The following is an 18492-nucleotide window of genomic DNA, read 5'->3' as shown; positions in this document are numbered from 1 at the left end:
TCTGGGCTTCGCCGCAGAGCTTTTTCTATCCGCCTGGCCAATGTGCTATTTGTTACTTGACTAGAAGCTCTGCTTTTCCCGCCTTGAGTTGATACCCCATCTTCAAGCATCCCTGGCACGAATCAGACCCGTTCATATCGCTATGGCTCGCCATCCTGACGGCGAAGCTTGGGCGGTGCCTAGCAACCACAAGACCACGCTCAAAACGTTTCAGGGATACGGCTCTGGCGCTTCTGTATTGGGGAAGGCTTCCTCGACGATAAGTCCAATGGCTTGAGCTAGAGCGCTCTATTTCGCAACAGGTCTATAATGTATGCCTAGTCGATTTTCTATGAGGTAATCACGATGGTTGCTGCGTTAGAGCATTCTCCAAAACTGACACCCGAAGAATATTTCGAGTGGGAAGAGCGGCAGGAAGTTCGCCATGAGTATATAGATGGCGAAGTGTATGCGATGACTGGCGGCACCGTCAATCACGCGCAGATTGCGGCGAATTGGACTATCCTGCTAGGGAATCATTTGCGGGGCAGCAATTGTCGCCTATTGAGTTCTGACGCCAGAGTAGAAATAAAGGACTTGAACAGATATGTTTACCCCGATATGAGTGTGACTTGTGATGAACGCGATCGCACTGCAACTCAGTTCATTAGCTACCCCTGCTTAGTAGCAGAAGTATTGTCTCCTGCGACTGAAGCCTACGACCGAGGAGAGAAGTTTAAGCTATATCGACGTTCTAGCAGCTTGCGTGATTATCTGTTGGTTAGCACCGATAAAATCGCGGTGGATTTATACCATCGAACTGATGATGATCGATGGGAGATTATTAATTATGTTGTGGGCGACGTTGTTGCGCTAGACAGTATCAATCTTACTTTTCCCATTGAACAAGTATTTGAAGGCATCACGTTTGGTTGATCGATGGGTGAAGCCACAATCTATAGCGCTATAAAGGCTGTAGCTTCCAGTAAAACTTCGCAGCCTGGTCTGAGACTCTGGAGATGAACGTCATAGTTAACTCAGTGGAAAGCTAGGCCAGGCTTCGAGAGAATCTGTAGAGCAGACGATATTCATACCCGCCTTAGCAAATCGTTGATAAGCTTCCTCCGCAGCGTCTGTAAAGTCCACGACATCGGGAACGACTACCGGCGAAGTACAGTCGTCAAGGAGATATACCTTTTGCGCCAGGGCCGGGTCAACTTGTTGGATTTCACTGAGCAGATCGCTCACAGTCCAGGCAACGCAGTGACTTTTGGCTTGTCCCGCAATAATGACCGCATCAAAACCGAGCAGATGCTGAATGAAGGCGCTGTTCTTTTTGGCAATCGGTTGATCGGTGGCGTCGTTTAAGATTTCAGGACTAAGGACAGAATAGTTCTCCGTGAGAGGGTTATCTCCTTTAATCTCAAAGCGAGTCTGGCTGGTGCGAACGCTGTTGTGAAAAAAGCAGGCTTCTTCAAAGGCGGGCACCAGAGCATGGCCAATGCCGCCCAGCATAGAGTGATAGGGCCAGATAGTGAGGGGATATTTGCCGCGATCGCTCAGTTGCCGCGTATAGTGACGAGCAAAGTCTTCTATCTCTGAAGGGTCAGAATTGTGAGAGTTGGGGCTTGCCGACTGGCGACTGGCCAGACTTTTGGCGACTAAGGGATTTACCTGCCATTTACCTTGTTCTACATCTTCAAAAGAGATCGAGGTCATGGGTGCAGGATGCTCACCCGCCGCATTTACCCAAAAGACCGCATGAAAGATTTGAGTCGCTGCGTGGGTGTCCATCGTAGGTGCGATTTCAGTAATCACATCCAGGTGACGATAGATAAATTCGCATAGCCGCCAAGTGTCTTCAACCGCGCCCACCCCAGAGCGTCCGCCGACAAACAGCTCAAAATCTGGCAGGCAAAAGGTGTTTTGCACGTCGATGGCCAGCAGACAAACGCGGGTGCGATCGGTGTGGGCAGGCGGAATGCTGTGGGTGTGAGCGTAGGCTTGAGCTTCGGTGGCGCGGGTTTGGTAGGGGACGCGCCAGATTTGGCCAGCGGTTTGAGGGTTGAAGAAGGGAGGGATTGGGGTGGGCATAGGTGAGGAAAGGAGAAGGGGGAAAGGAGAAAGGGGCTATTGGTGGTGAGTGTAGGGGTGGGTGTAGCGATCGCAGAAGGCAAGCGTCACCTGGCGCAGGGGTTTGTCTAAACGGCTGAGGGTTTGCCGGGCGATCGCGTCAGGAACTTTTCCGTAAAAGGCTTCGGCAATGCCGCCGGTGATTGCGCCCATGGTGTCGGTGTCGCCGCCTAGAGAAACTGTGTTGCGAATGGCGTCTTCAAAGTCAGTGGCGGCGAGAAAGGCGATGATCGACTCGGGGACTGTTTCCTGGCAAGATTCATTGAAGCTGTAGGTAGGCCGTATGTCTTCTAGCGAACGGCTGAGATTGTAGCCAAAGTTCGATTCGATGAAGTCTTTAATAGCGGTTTTGTCTTTGCCCTGTCTGGCTAGCAAAATGGCAGCGGCGGTGGCCTGTGCGCCTTTGATGCCTTCTGGGTGATTGTGGGTGACGGCGGCGGTTTGTTTGGCAATATCAAGCACTTCAGCCATGCTGTTATAGGCAAACCCGACTGCGCTCACCCGCATCGCTGAGCCATTGCCCCAACTGCCGTAGGGTTCTAAAGATGCCGAAGCGGCCCACTGACTGAAGCGAGCACCGTAGCCGCCGGTTGGATTTGGGTAGGTCTGGGCATAGCGCTTAATAGTTTCGGCAAAGCTGCCCCCTTTAAGAATCACCTCAGCGACAGCGACTGAGAGAATGCTGTCATCTGTAAAAGCGCTCTGACTGGTAAACAGCTCAAAATCTTTGTGTTTGACCTGATCGAATTCGTAGACTGACCCAATGATGTCGCCAGCGATCGCACCTAACATAGACACCTCAATTATCTAAACCTTATTCAATTCTTGACTTAGTGTCTAATTAACACTAACATGCTTTTGTTATAGCGAACACTTTGCCCTAGCGTCAAGGCGTTGAGTACACAAGATGGCCTACACCTACGAGTATCCTCGTCCGGCTCTGACCGTAGACTGCGTGGTGTTTGGCCTGGAAGCAGATGCGGCGCTAAAGGTGCTGCTGATTCGACGCAAGCTGCCGCCCTATGAAGGCCGCTGGGCGCTGCCGGGGGGATTTGTACAAATCGATGAGTCGGTAGATGCAGCGGCAGTCCGTGAGCTGAAAGAGGAAACAGGCGTTGAGAATGTGTTTTTAGAGCAGCTTTATACGTTTGGAGCGGTGGAGAGAGATCCGCGCGATCGCATTGTCTCGGTCTCCTACTATGCGCTGATCAATCTGCTAGATCATCCGACGCAGGCCGCGACCGATGCTAGCGATGCGCAGTGGTTCGAACTATCAGCCCTCCCGACTTTGGGGTTTGACCATCAAGAGATTTTGAGCTGTGCGATCGCTCGCCTGCGTGCCAAAATTCGCTACGAGCCTGTCGGCTTTGAGCTGTTGCCAGATGTGTTTGCGCTCTCTCAATTACAGCAGCTCTATGAGCAGATATTAGAGCGATCATTAGACAAACGAAACTTTCGCAAAAAGCTGTTAAAGATGGATCTGCTGATTGACACAGGAGAAAAAGAGACAGGGGTAGCTCATCGAGCGGCGCAGCTCTACCGGTTCGATGCAGAGCGATATCAGGCTCTGAAGCAACAGGGCTTTAACTTTGAGCTATAGAAATCGTTTCCGATAGTTTCTAAGATCCATCTTTATTACTCATCTAGCCTGGCTCAAAATTCCTGACGGATAGGTGTCGCAGAACTTTTGTAAACTAGCAAACTGGTCTGGTAGAGATGGTAGGCATGGCAGCGAATTCTCAGGTACGGCGAGTAGGGGTGATTGGCGGCGGGCAGTTAGCCTGGATGATGGCGGCAGGTGCTGAGGCGCTGGGTATCGACCTGCTCGTGCAAACGCCGAATGCAGATGATCCGGCCTGTGCGATCGCCTATCAAACCCTTCTTGGCCCGGTTGCTGAAGCCTCAGTCACGGCCAAACTCGCGCAGCAATGTGACCTGATAACCTTTGAAAATGAGTTTATTGACTTACCAGCACTGCGGCAGTTAGAAGCTCAGGGGACGCGGTTCTATCCGCAGCTAGACTGTCTGGAGCCCTTGTTAGATAAGTATGAGCAAAGGCAGTATTGCGATCGCCTCAATCTCCCCTCGCCTAAATTTGCCACCTTACACAGCGAAGCCGACCTGCCCAACCTCGCCGCCAAAGTAGAGAAAGTCGGCTTGCCGCTAGCGCTAAAGACCCGTCGCCACGGCTATGACGGCCAGGGCACATTCATTCTCAAAACGTTAGAAGCCGTTAACGATACCTGGCAGCAGTTGGGCTATCAGCCGGTGCTGTTAGAAACCTTTGTGGCGTTTGAAAAAGAGCTGTCGGTGATGGTGGCGCGTTCTCAGTCGGGAGAAGTGGCCGTCTATCCTGTCGTCGAAACGCAGCAGATTGATCAGGTGTGCTGGTGGGTGGTTGCCCCTGCGCGAGTCACAGCGGCCGTGGTTGATGAGGTAACGGCGATCGCTACCCACCTCGTCAATAGCTTGGGCGTTGTCGGCATCTTGGGCATCGAGCTATTTTTGACCGGCTCGGGCGAAGTTTTGATCAACGAAATCGCCCCGCGCACGCACAACTCCGGTCACTACACGCTAGATGCCTGTGAAACTTCTCAGTTTGAGCAGCAGCTCCGAGCCGTTTGCGGCCTGCCCTTGGGCTCAACCGCGCTAACTCATCCAGGCGCAGTCATGGTCAATTTGCTGGGTACAGAGTCGGCAACGAGTGACTACACCGAGAGAAGAGCGGCGCTGTCACAGATTCCGGACGCTTCGGTGTACTGGTACGGCAAAAGACAGTCGCGGCCTGGCCGTAAGCTAGGACATGTGACCGTGCTTACAGGCAGCTCAGATACGGACGTGGCCGTGCGTGAGGCGATCGCCCAGGTTGAGAACCTCTGGTATTACCGCCGTAATTAGCCCTCCATTACCCCTCGGATACTTTTGAATATTTGATTGATAGGGCAAATATCCGTCACCCTTCTGTATGGGTTTCCCCTTGTCGAATTGGGGCAGGGATTCGCTATGATGATTGCAGTTCGGCTACGGCGTTGGTGACTGCCAACAACGTTTTCTGATCTATGTTTTTCATTGCAAGGGTATCGAGATGCTGAGGTGGCAGTATACCGGGCTTGTACCCGGAAACTATAAACCTACGGCCGAGATTCCCACCTGGTCACCCCAGGTCAAAAACTGAGGTAAGACGGCGCTGCGGTCGAACTATTCTAAGATCCTTGCCTTTTGGGCGAGGATTTTTTGTTTGGGCTGATTGCCACCCCTCAGCAGCCGGAACGGCTCGTAGCCTGAGCGCTCTTAAAAAAATGTATCAATGCGCACAGATGACCGGATGGCTAGAGCGCATCTTGATAGATTGGTTGGTTCTCTTTAGGTCTTCGTTTTTTGAATCATTCTCAGTCCCCTGCTGCTAGTGCGAGCGTTATTCGGTTAGCCAACGGGCTCACGGTTGTTCACCAGGAGATGGCCACGCCAGCAGCGATTGTAGACGTGTGGGTACGTGCCGGGGCCAGTGCAGAACCGGCAGAATGGTCGGGAATGGCTCACTTTTTAGAGCATATGGTGTTTAAGGGTACGCAGCGGCTGCAGCCTGGCGAATTTGACTGGGCCATTGAGAGTCAGGGGGGCATGACCAATGCGGCAACTAGCCATGACTATGCCCACTTTTATATCTCGGTAGCTGCCGATGCGCTGCCGCAGACGCTGCCTTACCTGGCCGATTTATTGCTGGGCGCGGCGATTCCTGCCGATGAGTTTGAGCGGGAGCGCCTGGTCGTCCTAGAAGAAATTCGTCAGGCTTATGACGATCCCGACTGGGTGGGCTACCAAGCCATGTGTGAGCAGCTATATGGCCAGCATGCCTATGGGCGACCGGTGCTGGGCACGCCGGATGTGCTCAAGGCCCGCTCCCCAGAAGAGATGCGGCGCTTTCACCAGGCTCACTATCAGCCTGAAAATATGACGGTGGCGATCGCTGGCGGCATCTCCCAAGACCGGGCGTTAGAACTGATACAGCAGTCATTTAGCCAATTCCCGGAGCCGCTGGCCTGCCCGCCATCGCTGATTGCCACGCTAGCGCCACCCACCTCCCAGCGCCAAACCATACATCTGCCTCATCTGGAGCAGAGTCGCCTGACCATGTCCTGGATCGGGCCAGGGGTCGATCAGCTGGCAACGGCTAGCGGGCTGGATGTGCTCTCAGTGCTGCTAGGCGGCGGTCGTACGGCGCGGCTGGTGCGAGAGCTAAGGGAAGAGCGGCAGCTAGTGCAGGCAGTGGACAGCAGCTTTGCTCTGCAGCGGGAGTGCAGTGTGCTGAGCTTGTCTATGTGGCTGGAGAGTGACCAGATTGCAGCGGTTGAGGAAATTGTGTGCGATCGCCTGACCGAACTCGCTGAGCAACCCATTGCACCGTCAGAACTCGCGCGCGCTCAGCGCCTGTTGCTCAACGACTACGCCTTTTCTACAGAGACGCCCGGCCAAATCGCCGGACTATATGGCTACTATGCCACCATCGCGCAGCCCGAACTGGCCACTGCTTACCCCGAGCACGTCAAAGCCACTGCGCCAGAGCAGCTTCAGCAGATAGCCCGCCAGTATCTCAGCGCCGACCGCTATTCGGCCATAGTGCTTGAGCCCCAGCAGCGCTAGGCTATGCAGGTCTTGACTGCGCAGATACGGTTAAACGCATAGCGAGGTCTCATTCACGGTTAGAATGGTTAAGCATAAATGCCTGATCGTGAAGAAAGATTTCTTTTTTTGACCTTTCCTAACGATCCAGCTGCAGCCAGCAGCGGCCTTTAAACGCTTCGAGTTGAGCCTGCTGACCCTCTGCCTTCCCCCCATACCGACACTGTGACTTCTTCAACGCTTGCCTTACAGACCGCAACTGCTCGCACTACGCTACCCAACGGACTAACCGTCATTGCCATTGAAAATCCGGTGGCCGATATCGTCGCCTCGCGGATTTTTGTCCGAGCCGGGCAGGGCAATGAAACCTCCGCAACGGCGGGCCTCTTCAGCTTGCTGACTGCTGTGCTGACCAAAGGTACGGCCCAAAAGACTTCTTTAGAAATCGCTGAAATTGTAGAGTCTATTGGGGCGAGCTTGGGCGCAGATGTGACGGCTGACTATAGCGTCGTCAGCTTAAAAACGGTCTCAGCCGACTTTGAGACGGTTTTGGGGCTAGCCGCCGAAGTTCTCAGGCAGCCTAGCTTTCCGGCGGCAGAGATTGAGCTAGAGCGACGGCTGATTTTGCAGGGTCTCAAATCAATTAAAGAGCAGCCCTTTAGCGTGGCTTACAATCACCTGCGAGAGGCGCTTTATACTGGGCATCCTTACGGTCTGCCAAATGCGCAAGTTGAGCAGTGCATGCAGACTTTCACGCGGGCAGATGTGCAGGCAGCGCACAGCCAATATTTTCGCCCAGACAACGTAGTGATTACTATCGTTGGGCGAATTTCTCCTAAGCTGGCAGTAAAGCTGGTTGAGCAATGCTTTGGCGACTGGCAGGCTCCGGCGACGGCACTCCCGGTCAGGAGCTTTCCGCCAGTGGCAGTAAACGCCCAAAAAATTGTCACTGCGCAAGAGACAAATCAAGCCTTTATCGTTTTGGGCTACCTGGCGGGTGAGGTGACCCATCCCGACTATGCCGCTCTGAAACTGATCAGCACTTATTTAGGCAATGGCCTATCCAGTCGGCTGTTTGTAGAGCTGCGTGAAAAGCAGGGGCTAGCCTATGATGTGTCGGCCTTTTACCCAACGCGCTCCGGCGTCTCCCAGTTTGTGGCTTATATCGGCACCGCGCCAGAAAACGTCCCGGTAGCGCTAGCCGGATTGCAGAAGGAAATTGAGCGCATCAAGACGACGCCATTGACCGCTGAGGAACTACAGGTCTCAAAGAATAAAATCCTCGGTCAGTATGCGCTCGGCAAGCAAACCAATAGTCAGATTGCGCAGACGCTGGGCTGGTACGAGACACTGGGGCTAGGTATTGAGTTTGATGAGGCTTTTCCAGCGGCGATCGCCACCGTCACCATCGCAGATATTCAAGCTGCTGCCCAGCGCTGCTTTGTAGAGCAGTCAGTCTCGATCTTGGGGCCTGCGGCTGTCGTAGAGCCACTGCGCTAGCCATTATCTACTACCATGCCCTCTCTAGAAAACCAGCCCACCAAACCGCCAGAGAATCTGTCAGAGAACCCGCCAATTAGCATTCAGTCCTGGCAGTGGCAGGGGCTGACCATCGGCTACCAGCAGGCCGGGCTGCAGCAGACCGACGCGCCAGCTGTTGTTCTGATTCATGGGTTTGGGGCGTCAAGCATTCACTGGCGAAAAAATATTCCCATTCTGGCTAAAACCTGCCGCGTCTATGCGATTGACCTGCTGGGCTACGGCAACTCGGCTAAGCCCGCCCCCGGCCAGCCGCTGGACTATACCTTTGAGACCTGGGGCCAGCAGATTCTAGATTTCTGTGAGCAGGTGGTGGGGCAACCGGCCTTTCTCATTGCTAACTCGATTGGCTGCATCGTGGCCATGCAGGCGGCTGTCACCCGGCCTGAATGGGTGCGCGGCTTGGCCCTGCTTGACTGCTCACTGCGGCTTCTGCACGACCGCAAGCGCCAGACGCTGCCCTGGTATCGTAGTGCCTCTACGCCGCTGATTCAAAAAGTGCTGAGCTATCGGCCTTTGATTCGCTTTTTATTTGGGCGGCTGGCCCAGCCCAAGTCGGTCAAGCGGATCTTGCAGCAGGCTTATGGCGACAAAACAGCCGTTACTGATGAGCTGGTTTCGCTGCTGCTAGAGCCCGCTGCTGATCCCGGTGCGGTAGAGGTTTTTCTAGCGTTTATTAGCTATTCGCAGGGGCCGATTCCGGAAGATCTGCTGCCTCAGCTAACTTGCCCAACGCTGATATTGTGGGGACAAGCAGACCCTTGGGAGCCGGTCGAGCTGGCCCGCGCTTATGGCGACTATCCGGCTGTAGAAGACTTCATTGAGTTAGCGGGCGTTGGCCACTGCCCTCAGGATGAAGTACCTGAGGTGGTAAATCCAATTTTGGCTGAGTGGGTGAATCAGCACGCTGACCCGGTGACTGCGTAAAAGTTGGCAAAAAAATACCCCATGACACGACTTGGCATGGGGTAGGGCAACAGTTAAACGCTTGTGCTGTGAATAGAATCGCGCCCTGCCTCGATTTGAAGTCATGGGGCTGTGCCGCTTTGTGGAGTGCCACAGAATTGATGACGGTATCAATTAGGGTGAATTGAGCTGACGCAGTTTCTCCAGGCTGTGTACGGTGTAGTCAGCGAAGTCTTGCCAGAGACAGTCACCCTGCGGGTCTAAGTAGACAGCAGCGGTATTGGCACTGCGGCCTGCTATCAGATCAAACTTGTGGTCGCCGGTCATCACAGCATTGGCGGGTGTCGTTGACCAGGCCGATAGCAGCTTAAGAATGCCGTCAGGCTTAGGTTTAGGCGAGCAGCAGGTGCGACCGAGAATATCGTCTGGCTGGAAGAAGTCGGCGAGGCCACAGGCGACAAGGGTTTCGTGAGCGATCGCTTTCGTATTCCGAGTCAAGATGCCCACTCGCTTACCCTGCTTGCGCAAATCTCGCAGTAGCTCAACCGCGCCCGGCTGAGGCGTCGCCTGCCGAGCGATATCCATCTCAATCTCAGCGAGCTGTTTGTGGCATTTCGCGGCTGCGCTCGGTGTCAGGCAAGCTAGTGCTTCTAAGATCGGTTCATCTTCGGGCAAGCCCAGGGCGCGGCTAATCGCCGGGAAGTCGTGGAGACTTTCGGTCAGCGTGCCGTCCATGTCAAAAATCCAGCTGGTGCGTTGGTGCAGAGCAATCATGGGCGATATCGAATGAGCTAATAGACAATTTAGATGCTGGCTTCAGGATAATCTACAGAGGACGCCTGATAAGATCTGTACAACGCGCCGACAGGCTGAAACTCGCAAACCGAAAAGAACCTATGACTACGATTAATGACAATTATCTCAAACTCAAAGCAGGCTATCTGTTTCCGGAGATTGGCCGCCGGGTAAAAGCCTACACCGAGGCCAATCCTGATGCGCCAGTGATCAAGCTGGGGATTGGCGATGTGACTGAGCCGCTGCCTGAGGCTTGCCGGTCGGCAATGATCAAGGCAGTTGAAGAGATGGGCGATCGCGCTTCCTTCCGAGGCTACGGCCCTGAGCAGGGCTACCTGTGGCTGCGTGAGAAAGTTGCCCAGCAAGATTTTCAGGCCAGAGGCTGCGATATTGACGCCTCAGAAATTTTCATCTCCGACGGCTCCAAGTGCGACTGCGGCAACATCCTCGATATTTTTGGCGACGATAACAGCATTGCGGTCACTGATCCGGTTTACCCGGTGTATGTAGACACCAACGTCATGGCTGGTCACACAGGCGACGCTGACGCCGCCGGAAAGTACGAAGGTATTACCTATCTGCCGATCAGCGCTGATAACGACTTCGCCGCTGAGATTCCCTCGGAGAAAGTTGACCTGATCTATCTTTGCTCGCCGAATAACCCGACCGGCGCAACGATGACCAAAGACCAGCTAAAAGCCTGGGTGAACTATGCCAGGGCCAACGGCTCCATCATCCTTTTTGATGCGGCCTATGAGTCCTTTATCGTCGATGACTCGATTCCTCACTCTATTTACGAAATAGAGGGCGCGCGAGACTGTGCAATTGAGTTTCGTTCATTCTCTAAAAATGCGGGCTTTACCGGCACCCGCTGCGCGCTGACTGTGGTACCCAAGTCTCTCAAGGGCAAGGCCAAAGATGGCTCCGATGTGGAGATCTGGAAGCTTTGGAACCGTCGCCAGTCGACCAAGTTCAACGGGGTCTCTTACGTTGTCCAGCGGGCGGCTGAGGCAGTTTATTCCGCAGCAGGGAAAAAGCAAACTGAAGAGTTGGTGAGTTTTTACCTGGAGAATGCGCGGATCATCCGAGAAAAGCTAACGGCGGCAGGTATTCAGGTATACGGCGGTGTCAATGCGCCCTATGTGTGGGTAAAAACGCCGGACGGGCTTACGAGCTGGGACTTTTTCGATAAGCTGCTGGAATCCTGCCATATCGTCGGCACACCCGGCTCAGGCTTTGGCGCAGCCGGTGAAGGATACTTCCGAATTTCGGCATTTAACAGCCGTGAGAATGTGGAAGAAGCGATGCAGCGGATTAGCGAAAAGTTCACCGTGGCAACTGTTCGATAGGAGTAGTCGCAGCACCCCAGCGTTCAGACCAGGGCTGGGGTGCTTGAGATCTTAAATCCGGCAGCGCAGAGCAGAAGAAATACTCATGAATCCTCTCTATCTTCTCGCTTGCGGTGAGCTGGCTTGTGATGCAGCTGTAGTGAATAACTGCTGACAGAAATCAGAAAAATAGTCAGGGCAACATAGACAAAGTCGCTGGCGGGACTGTACAGAATTTTGTGTAAGCGGTCTAAAATCCTAACACTCAAGGAAACCGCACCATGGCCCGTCAGAAAAAAGAACCGAACCGCGTTGATGACCTGCTAGACGAACTGCTGGCAGATGACGATAGCCCCGAAGCTGTATTAGGCGAAAACGGGCTGCTCAAACAATTGAGAAAGCGCTTGGTAGAACGGGCGTTAGCAGGAGAACTAAATCACCACCTGAAGCCTGGTGAAGACCCCGCAGCGGTGTTTGTGCCGAATAGCCGCAATGGCAGCTCGAAGAAAACTATTCAGTCAGAGGACGGCGCAATAGAGCTATCGATACCCAGGGACCGCAACGGCAGCTTTGACCCTGTTTTGTTGCCGAAGCATCAACGCCGGATAGCTGGCCTGGATGAAAAGATCATCGCGCTGTACGCCAGAGGGATGACGACCCGAGACATCAGTGCTCAGCTCGAAGAGCTTTACGGTGCGAAGATATCGGCGTCCTTGATTAGCGAGGTGACCGACAGCGTCAGCGAGGATGTGAAAGCGTGGCAGGCGCGGCCTTTAGAAGAGATCTACCCAATTGTCTACCTGGATGCGCTGTACGTGAATATCAAGGTCTCAGGTCGGGTCCAGCAAGCGGGCTGTGTATGTCGTCCTGGGCATCGACCGCGAGGGCAATAAGCAACTGCTGGGGCTGTGGATAGGCGAAGCCGAGTCAGAAGGGGCCAAGTTCTGGTTGCAAGTGCTCACTGACATGAAGAACCGAGGGCTCAAAGACGTTCTGATTGCCTGTTGTGACGGATTGAAGGGCTTTCCACAGGCGGTCGCTGCTGTCTATCCTCAGACTCAGGTGCATCGTGCATCTGATGCGCAACTGTATGCGCTATGTGCCCTGGAAAGACCGCAAAGCCGTTATCGCCGACCTCAAGCCCATCTACCAGGCGGCAACCTTGACTGAGTCAGAAGCGGCGCTAGACGACTTTGCGGCGAAGTGGGATGACACCTACCCGGCCATCAGCCAGATTTGGATTCGCCACTGGGAGAACGTGATTCCCATCTTCGATTACCCAATGGAAATTCGTCGGGTGATCTACACCATCAATGCCATCGAATCGCTCAATCGCTCGCTGCGTAAGGTAGTCAAGACCAAATCTGTGTTCCCAGATGAGGCGTCTGTGTTCAAACTGATGTATCTAGCGATGAACAATATCTCGAAGAAATGGAAGCGACCGATTAAAGATTGCGGTGCGACCCCGCGTCGCTTTGCGGCGCTAGGGAACGCGCACCAAGACGGCGGGCAGCATTGTCACATTTTGCTATCCTGTTTCCAGAACGCTTTTTCCTCTAAGCAATAAGCGCTTACACAAAAATCAGAACTCTCTCGTGGTCGATGGCGTGCCATAGTCATCTTTGCCGTCGCTTCAATTGTCCAAAGCTCAACATCTCGTCCATCTCTGCCTCGTCTACCCGAACTACCATCGCGGCCCTGAACCACCTGATCTCATCGGAAAGTGTCACCCTGTTTTGCACCACGCCCTATGATCTGTAGGGTTAGGGGGGAGCGTCAATCCGCTACTCTTTTTTATCTCCTTAACTTTTTATCTCCTTACCTTAAGAGGTTGCAAGTTTCTCAAATCGAACTTTGAGGCCATCGCGAGGTTTGGGCGTAGGAACTATTTTTATGCTCAGGTCTTGGTTTGGTAAGAGTGTCCACTGGTACTCGCGCAGCAGTAGGGCTGCGAAGAGCTTCATTTCTAACCGTGCGAATTCTTTGCCTAAGCACTCACGCAAGCCACCGCCAAAAGGAAGATGACTAAAAGGCTCAAGCTTGGGTGCATCGGGGGCAAACCGTTCTGGATCGAAGTCTTTAGGGTTGGGGAAAACGGTGCTATCGGTGTGGGTTGAGTTGATCTGGTAGAGAGCCGACCAGCCTTTTGGAATACTGAATCCGCCGTATTCGTTGTCGCGTAGCACTTCTCGAAAGCCGCCGCCTACAGGTGGGACGAGCCGCATGACTTCTTTTATGACCTGATCGAGATAGGTCATTTGTTTGAGCAAGTCTAGGCTCAGCGGTTGATTGGTGAACTGTGATTGTTCGGCGCGAGCTTTCGCCATGACCTGAGGGTTTTGGGCGGCGAGTAGGCAGAAGCTGGAGATCGCAGAGGTCAATGTCTCGTGACCGGCAAATAGCAGCAGCAGTACCTGATCTTTGAGTTCCTCAATGCTCAATCCTTCTCCGGTTTCTTCATCTCGCGCGTTGAGCATGATGTCTAGCGCATCTGTTTCTGGCCGGTTGGGGTTGGCCTGAAGTCGGGTTTGGCGATCGCACACTAGCCGCTCAATTTCGTTCAGCAGCTTGGTTCGACTGCGCCATGCTTGCCCAAATGCCGTCCAAGGCAGGTTGATCGGTAGGCTGAATAAACCGGCGCACCAGGTCTCGAATAGCTCTCCCAGTTGGGTTTTAGAACCGTGGTCGAGTCCGATCAGCAGCTTACAGGCGATATCGAGGGTGTAGTTGCGGAGCTGAGGATACCAGGTGAGTTCTTTTTGGTTAAGCCAGGATTGGCAGTAGCGATCGCTAATTGATGCCATAGCGGGGATGTATTCTGCTAGGGCTCGTGGTTGAAAAGCCTGCACGAGCAGCTTGCGTCTAGCTAAGTGGGTGTGGCCGGACTGTAGCGATAGCGATAGGGGGCCGAGTAGTTTTTTGACACTGGGTGGCCAGCTTACTTGAAAGTATTCGTTTTCGTGGGAGAGGATGAAGCGATTACCTTCAGGCCCTTTGATGAAAATAGTGGGGCTGCCGAGCAGTTTGGTTTTGAAGACAGGGCCAAATTCGGCATGGCGTTTGCTGGCAAAGTCAGAATCTGTAAAGAACTTGAGGGTCTCGCCGATGAGGGGAGGACCGAAGTTACCAGGCGGAAGGGGCAATTTTCTAGCGGCGGTCATGGTAGGGGGCTTGATCGTTCAACGGCTTTCAAAGTATATCTGTAACGCAGCTAAAGCCCTTCTCGCTTCTGATTGGCTGCTAGACAGTGCTCTATGTATCGAGAAACCGTATCGAGAAACCGTATCGAGAAACCTGATTATTTGACTGATTCGTCCTGATTCAGTGTTAAAGGAAGTGCGGCCTTTTCCGAAGGTAAAGGAGCTGCTTCAACGCCTGCGAGACGCTGATCTTTCCATCGTTCTGGCAACATCAGCACCGCCCGAATCGGCAGAATACTACATTGAGCGACTAGACGTTGAAAGTGCCGTAATCACGTTGAGAGGAAAGCGACCGTCTCACGGCTAAAGCGTTGCTGCTGAACTATCCTGGAGTATTTCATCTTCAGTTAGCGTTGCTAATGCGCATCCACATGGGTAGCTGTGAAGCCTTGCCCGCCTGAATACGGTCAATCGCCGCTGTCATTTCTACGCGCACGTCAAATTCGCTTTCAGCTTCAGCTGCCTGCGTCAGCGGTTCTATGGCGCTAGCGTCACCCAGTTCGTTGAGGAACCGCGCCGCCCGCCACCTCACCAAACTAGACGCATCCCCTAGTGCCGCCACCATTGCTGCGATCGCCTGAGGATTGCCCAGATCGCTGAGCGCATCTCCTGCCGTACGGCGCACGATGGGGGAAGGGTCAGTGAGCAGCATCTGACGCAGGGGGGGTAGCGCCTCAGCCTGTTCACTCGCACCTAACAATGCTGCTGCCCAGCGGCGAACGGTGGCCCGGTCATCTTGGAGAGCCTCTACCACCGCTGGAAATGTCTCGCCGTCAATCTCAATTTTCTGAATCGCTTTGAGCCGCTGTTTCCAGTCTGACTGGTGTAGGTCTGCCAGTAATTTTGTTTGAGAGGGCTGAGAAGAGATGATTTTAGAATTTGAGGTGATGGCCTGCTGCTCTAGGTGAGCGAGTTCTGGTGCGTCAATGAGGCTGTCGAGTTCTTCGGCGACCTGGCGGGCGATCGCCTCGACTTCGCCAAATTGCGGCTGATACGGTGCCCAGATCCGCTCGGCGACATAGTCAGCGCCGGTCGCTACAATCGCGTTTTGCAGGGCTTGGTTAAATCGCTCGGGCAGAGCAACGCGGGCCTGTTGCGTATCGTCTGTCACCCGCACCTGTACAGGAATGCCTCGAAACTTTTGAATGGCTACCTCTACCTGGCCAAAGTTCTGAGAGCTAGCCTTCTGATCCGCTTTTTCAGCCTGGGTGATATCTGCTTGGAGGCGATCGCCTAAGGTAGCGTCGGCATCTTCTGCAAGGCCGAGAAGTCTGCCTGCTGCTGCCAAAATCGGCTGCCAGTTGGCGCTGCCTTTGCGGGTAAGCGTGACAAAGTCATTGATAACAAAGACTGACTGAATGCCTTCTATGGTGAGCAGGGCCTGGAAGATGGCGGGCGCATCTGAGGCGGACTCGCCAAGCGTCAGCGTCAGCGGTCTCGCACTTGCCGCCTCATCCAAATTCAGCTTCATGCAGTTCGGACTCGGTGTGGTCTCTATCGAACGAAGTTTCATCCGGGTTCTCGCTGCTGTATTCTCTAATCCACATTATCGCGTGCATTGCTTTAGCGTTAATTTGCTGGGCCATGGCTTAAACCCATTTAAGTTATTTTCTCAGGTTTTGCGAAGACGCCTTATTCATCAGAATAGTTCTTAACTACAGCGTTGCTCACTTAGCTTACGCCATAGGTGACGGCTGAGACTTGAGTGTTCTATGAGGGTAAGTATTCAGGTTGTGGGTTCAGGGATAAGGGAGGGCATCACCGACCTCTGATGATGCTGATCGCTGAGTGCTTGCTTAAAAAACTCAATGGCAGAGCGCCGCTGACGACGGCAAGTTTGAATCACAGAGAGTAAATCAGCGGTTTGTTCGCAACAGTTCAGGTGATGGCCGGGACAGGTGTACTAACCTTAAATGATGACACGATTCAACTCGCGCCAGGAATATTTGTCTTCATGCCTGCTAACGCGCCTCATGCCTTAGCAGCGGCTTCAAATCTGGCTTTCATGCTCACACTTTCTAAAGTTAGGTTAGCAACACGAGGTTAGTACTATGACGCCGAGTTCAGCCCAGTCTCTTGACCAAAAGCCCGATACACAGAAAAATACCAAACAGAAGTCAAATCAGTGGTACTCTCCCACAGTTTCTCCAGAGCATGGAGCCTACGTGGTGCTAGTGGTTTCCTTCTTGACGGGAGCCGCCGCTGCGCAGCAGTGGACTTGGGCGACAACGCTGGCGCTGCTCTGTGCCTTTTGCGGTGTTCAAGCAGAGCATCCGCTGATGCTGCAAATTAAACAGCGGCGCAGTTGGAAGCCTAGATTTTTACTGTGGGCTGGCGTTTATGGAGGGATTGCGATTGCGATCGCAAGCTGGTTATTCTGGAGCAATCAAGAGAATTGGCCTTTGCTAATGATCTATGGCGCAGCTCTAGCAGCAACCCTAGTCGATGGGTCCTTGGTCTGGCAGCGCCAGCAAAAATCAATCTTGAACGAACTGGTGACGTTTGCGGCGGTCTGTTTGTCGGCCCCGTTGGCTTATGTGGCCACTACTGGAATGCTGACCTGGCCGGTCGTTGGGCTGTGGATACTTAATACCTCGTTTTTCTCCAGCGCTATTTTTACCGTCAAGCTACGGAAGCTTCGGACGGTATCTGTTGTGCCAGGGCTGATTTTTCACGCGCTGGCCACTTGCATGGCTGTTCTGCTGTGGTACATACACTGGCTATTGCCGGTAACTGCTGCTGCATTTGGCGTTGCCGTGCTTAAGCTTGGGCTAATTATGTGGCAAAAAGACTGGTACAGCCATACTAGAATTCAGCATGTGGCACTGTTAGAAACGAGTGCAAGCTTACTGTTTTTGGCGATCGCAACCCTGTCGCTACTGCCACCCTACCTGAAGTAGAAAAGACAACATAAACAATCTAGCATCAACAATCAAAAATAAACAAGGTGAGAATCGTCATGGCTATCGAAAATACAGATTCGCTGGTTAAATACAAAACCCTGCCGCCCTGGACAGAAACAACATTGCCAGCGTCTTTTCAAACCCGACACAACACCAAGCCTGGCACCTGGGGAAAAATTACGGTAGAAGCTGGCCAACTGCAATACGATTCTCTCAATGAAGCCGGAGCCGTCATCTCTAGCAATATCATTACTGCGGATCGTCATGACTTTTTTGTTTCGCCTGAAGCCTGGCATCGGGTGAAGCCTTTGGGAGACCTGCGTTGCCTCGTAGAGTTTTACTGTCAGCCCCAAGATTACTTCCAAAAAAAGTATCAGTTTCCCGCGCCCCATCGTGATGTGCAGCAGCTCATGGAAGGGCCTTTGGCAGGCCGCTCCGATTTAAACATTTTGGATTTGGGCTGTGGCAAAGGGCGCAATGCCACCTATCTCTATGCGCTGCAACATCGCGTCACCGCTTTGGACAAAAATGTCAGTGCCATCGAATCTTTGCAGCGGATCATTCAGCTTGAAAAGGCCGCAGAGAGATTTCAAGCCCATGGCTATGATATTGAATCTGCGGCGCTTAACGAATATTGCAACGCGGGCAACTGCTACGATCTAATCATCTCTACAGTCGTTTTTCAGTTTCTGCGCCACGGGTCTCTTGCTGCTGTCATTTCAAACATGCAGGCCCACACAAAGCACGGCGGGCATCATTTCATCATTGTTCCAGTCTCTTCTCTAGGCGCTCCCTGTCCCATCGACTTTCCATCGACCTTTGCGTCCCAAGAATTGCGGAATTACTACGCTGACTGGCAAGTTTTAAGCTATCAAGAACAGCCGGGAACCTTTCATCGCAAAGATAGCAATGGCCAACCGATTACAGCTGCATTTGCAACGCTGCTGGCGCGCAAAAAATAAAAGTTGTTGTTGCGATTCTCCATAGAAGAGCAGCAATTCCAAATTCCAAGATACGGACAAGCTCATCAGCGCTTCGTAGCTGATGAGCCATCAGCGAGGACAGCAATCAAGAAGTGTTTCTCATCTG

The 18492-nt window shown here is 53.2% G+C and carries 16 protein-coding genes, 1 other RNA gene and 1 pseudogene; 13 read left to right on the top strand and 5 right to left on the bottom strand.

What is annotated here, in order from left to right; translation table 11 throughout:
• Positions 1–142: 142 nt before the first annotated feature.
• Positions 143–277 carry a hypothetical protein gene (locus CKL79_RS24260; RefSeq protein WP_276300964.1) on the top strand — a complete coding sequence of 45 codons (135 nt, stop codon included), beginning with the start codon at positions 143–145 and terminating at the stop codon, positions 275–277.
• Between the two features lie 68 nt (positions 278–345).
• Positions 346–915 carry a Uma2 family endonuclease gene (locus CKL79_RS19735; RefSeq protein WP_121971266.1) on the top strand — a complete coding sequence of 190 codons (570 nt, stop codon included), beginning with the start codon at positions 346–348 and terminating at the stop codon, positions 913–915.
• Positions 916–1011: 96 nt separating this feature from the next.
• On the opposite strand, the gene CKL79_RS19730 is transcribed toward CKL79_RS19735, so the two are convergent.
• Both CKL79_RS19730 and CKL79_RS19725 read right to left on the bottom strand, forming a co-directional pair.
• On the bottom strand, positions 1012–2073 hold the full coding sequence (locus CKL79_RS19730; RefSeq protein WP_121971265.1) for an isochorismatase: 1062 nt from the start codon (positions 2071–2073) through the stop codon (positions 1012–1014).
• A gap of 36 nt (positions 2074–2109) precedes the next feature.
• Positions 2110–2904, bottom strand: coding sequence for an ADP-ribosylglycohydrolase family protein (locus CKL79_RS19725; protein ID WP_121971264.1), 795 nt, complete (start codon positions 2902–2904; stop codon positions 2110–2112).
• Positions 2905–3019: 115 nt separating this feature from the next.
• Between CKL79_RS19725 and CKL79_RS19720 the strand changes: the two genes are divergently transcribed.
• The 6 genes from CKL79_RS19720 to CKL79_RS19695 all read left to right on the top strand — a co-directional run bounded on the left by CKL79_RS19720 (position 3020) and on the right by CKL79_RS19695 (position 9198).
• Positions 3020–3712 carry an NUDIX domain-containing protein gene (locus CKL79_RS19720; RefSeq protein ID WP_121971263.1) on the top strand — a complete coding sequence of 231 codons (693 nt, stop codon included), beginning with the start codon at positions 3020–3022 and terminating at the stop codon, positions 3710–3712.
• Positions 3713–3837: 125 nt separating this feature from the next.
• On the top strand, positions 3838–5010 hold the full coding sequence (locus tag CKL79_RS19715; RefSeq protein ID WP_121971269.1) for a 5-(carboxyamino)imidazole ribonucleotide synthase: 1173 nt from the start codon (positions 3838–3840) through the stop codon (positions 5008–5010).
• 117 nt (positions 5011–5127) lie between these two features.
• Positions 5128–5312: non-coding RNA, 6S RNA (ssrS, locus tag CKL79_RS19710), on the top strand.
• A 256-nt stretch (positions 5313–5568) separates the two neighbouring features.
• On the top strand, positions 5569–6753 hold the full coding sequence (locus CKL79_RS19705) for a pitrilysin family protein (protein ID WP_121971262.1): 1185 nt from the start codon (positions 5569–5571) through the stop codon (positions 6751–6753).
• 204 nt (positions 6754–6957) lie between these two features.
• Entirely contained in the window at positions 6958–8232 is a 1275-nt protein-coding gene (locus CKL79_RS19700) for a pitrilysin family protein (protein WP_240518984.1), read from the top strand.
• Between the two features lie 15 nt (positions 8233–8247).
• On the top strand, positions 8248–9198 hold the full coding sequence (locus CKL79_RS19695; RefSeq protein WP_121971261.1) for an alpha/beta fold hydrolase: 951 nt from the start codon (positions 8248–8250) through the stop codon (positions 9196–9198).
• A gap of 153 nt (positions 9199–9351) precedes the next feature.
• Here CKL79_RS19695 and CKL79_RS19690 read toward each other — a convergent pair whose 3' ends face one another.
• Complete coding sequence (locus tag CKL79_RS19690) at positions 9352–9951, bottom strand: HAD family hydrolase (protein WP_240518983.1); 600 nt, start codon at positions 9949–9951, stop codon at positions 9352–9354.
• A gap of 122 nt (positions 9952–10073) precedes the next feature.
• Here CKL79_RS19690 and CKL79_RS19685 point away from each other — a divergent pair, with 122 nt between their 5' ends.
• Positions 10074–11321, top strand: coding sequence for an LL-diaminopimelate aminotransferase (locus tag CKL79_RS19685; RefSeq protein WP_121971260.1), 1248 nt, complete (start codon positions 10074–10076; stop codon positions 11319–11321).
• Positions 11322–11581: 260 nt separating this feature from the next.
• Positions 11582–12860: pseudogene (locus tag CKL79_RS19680) on the top strand (IS256 family transposase).
• A 263-nt stretch (positions 12861–13123) separates the two neighbouring features.
• On the opposite strand, the gene CKL79_RS19675 reads toward CKL79_RS19680, so the two are convergent.
• A complete protein-coding gene (locus tag CKL79_RS19675; protein ID WP_121971259.1) occupies positions 13124–14461 on the bottom strand; it encodes a cytochrome P450 in 1338 nt (445 codons plus the stop codon).
• Between the two features lie 382 nt (positions 14462–14843).
• Positions 14844–16013, bottom strand: a complete 1170-nt coding sequence (locus tag CKL79_RS19665; protein WP_121971257.1) for a virulence factor — start codon at positions 16011–16013, stop codon at positions 14844–14846.
• Positions 16014–16385: 372 nt separating this feature from the next.
• On the opposite strand from CKL79_RS19665, the gene CKL79_RS24445 reads away from it, so the two are divergent.
• The 3 genes from CKL79_RS24445 to tehB are packed head-to-tail and all read left to right on the top strand — an operon-like array spanning position 16386 to position 18365.
• On the top strand, positions 16386–16547 hold the full coding sequence (locus CKL79_RS24445; RefSeq protein ID WP_121971256.1) for a cupin domain-containing protein: 162 nt from the start codon (positions 16386–16388) through the stop codon (positions 16545–16547).
• 4 nt (positions 16548–16551) lie between these two features.
• On the top strand, positions 16552–17400 hold the full coding sequence (locus CKL79_RS19655; RefSeq protein WP_121971255.1) for a YwiC-like family protein: 849 nt from the start codon (positions 16552–16554) through the stop codon (positions 17398–17400).
• 59 nt (positions 17401–17459) lie between these two features.
• Complete coding sequence (gene tehB / locus CKL79_RS19650) at positions 17460–18365, top strand: SAM-dependent methyltransferase TehB (RefSeq protein ID WP_121971254.1); 906 nt, start codon at positions 17460–17462, stop codon at positions 18363–18365.
• The last annotated feature ends 127 nt before the right edge of the window (positions 18366–18492 follow it).

Source organism: Leptolyngbya sp. BC1307 (assembly GCF_002286735.1).
GTDB lineage: Bacteria > Cyanobacteriota > Cyanobacteriia > Phormidesmidales > Phormidesmidaceae > Phormidesmis.
This window is presented reverse-complemented; position numbering and strand designations above follow the sequence as displayed.

Bases quoted from the DNA above. Each gene is read 5' to 3' on its own strand.
- CKL79_RS24260 (WP_276300964.1), top strand. From the start codon at position 143: ATGGCTCGCCATCCTGACGGCGAAGCTTGGGCGGTGCCTAGCAACCAC.
- CKL79_RS19735 (WP_121971266.1), top strand. From the start codon at position 346: ATGGTTGCTGCGTTAGAGCATTCTCCAAAACTGACACCCGAAGAATAT.
- CKL79_RS19730 (WP_121971265.1), bottom strand. From the start codon at position 2,073: ATGCCCACCCCAATCCCTCCCTTCTTCAACCCTCAAACCGCTGGCCAA.
- CKL79_RS19725 (WP_121971264.1), bottom strand. From the start codon at position 2,904: ATGTTAGGTGCGATCGCTGGCGACATCATTGGGTCAGTCTACGAATTC.
- CKL79_RS19720 (WP_121971263.1), top strand. From the start codon at position 3,020: ATGGCCTACACCTACGAGTATCCTCGTCCGGCTCTGACCGTAGACTGC.
- CKL79_RS19715 (WP_121971269.1), top strand. From the start codon at position 3,838: ATGGCAGCGAATTCTCAGGTACGGCGAGTAGGGGTGATTGGCGGCGGG.
- CKL79_RS19705 (WP_121971262.1), top strand. From the start codon at position 5,569: ATGGCCACGCCAGCAGCGATTGTAGACGTGTGGGTACGTGCCGGGGCC.
- CKL79_RS19695 (WP_121971261.1), top strand. From the start codon at position 8,248: ATGCCCTCTCTAGAAAACCAGCCCACCAAACCGCCAGAGAATCTGTCA.
- CKL79_RS19690 (WP_240518983.1), bottom strand. From the start codon at position 9,951: ATGATTGCTCTGCACCAACGCACCAGCTGGATTTTTGACATGGACGGC.
- CKL79_RS19685 (WP_121971260.1), top strand. From the start codon at position 10,074: ATGACTACGATTAATGACAATTATCTCAAACTCAAAGCAGGCTATCTG.
- CKL79_RS19675 (WP_121971259.1), bottom strand. From the start codon at position 14,461: ATGACCGCCGCTAGAAAATTGCCCCTTCCGCCTGGTAACTTCGGTCCT.
- CKL79_RS19665 (WP_121971257.1), bottom strand. From the start codon at position 16,013: ATGAAACTTCGTTCGATAGAGACCACACCGAGTCCGAACTGCATGAAG.
- CKL79_RS24445 (WP_121971256.1), top strand. From the start codon at position 16,386: ATGGCCGGGACAGGTGTACTAACCTTAAATGATGACACGATTCAACTC.
- CKL79_RS19655 (WP_121971255.1), top strand. From the start codon at position 16,552: ATGACGCCGAGTTCAGCCCAGTCTCTTGACCAAAAGCCCGATACACAG.
- tehB (WP_121971254.1), top strand. From the start codon at position 17,460: ATGGCTATCGAAAATACAGATTCGCTGGTTAAATACAAAACCCTGCCG.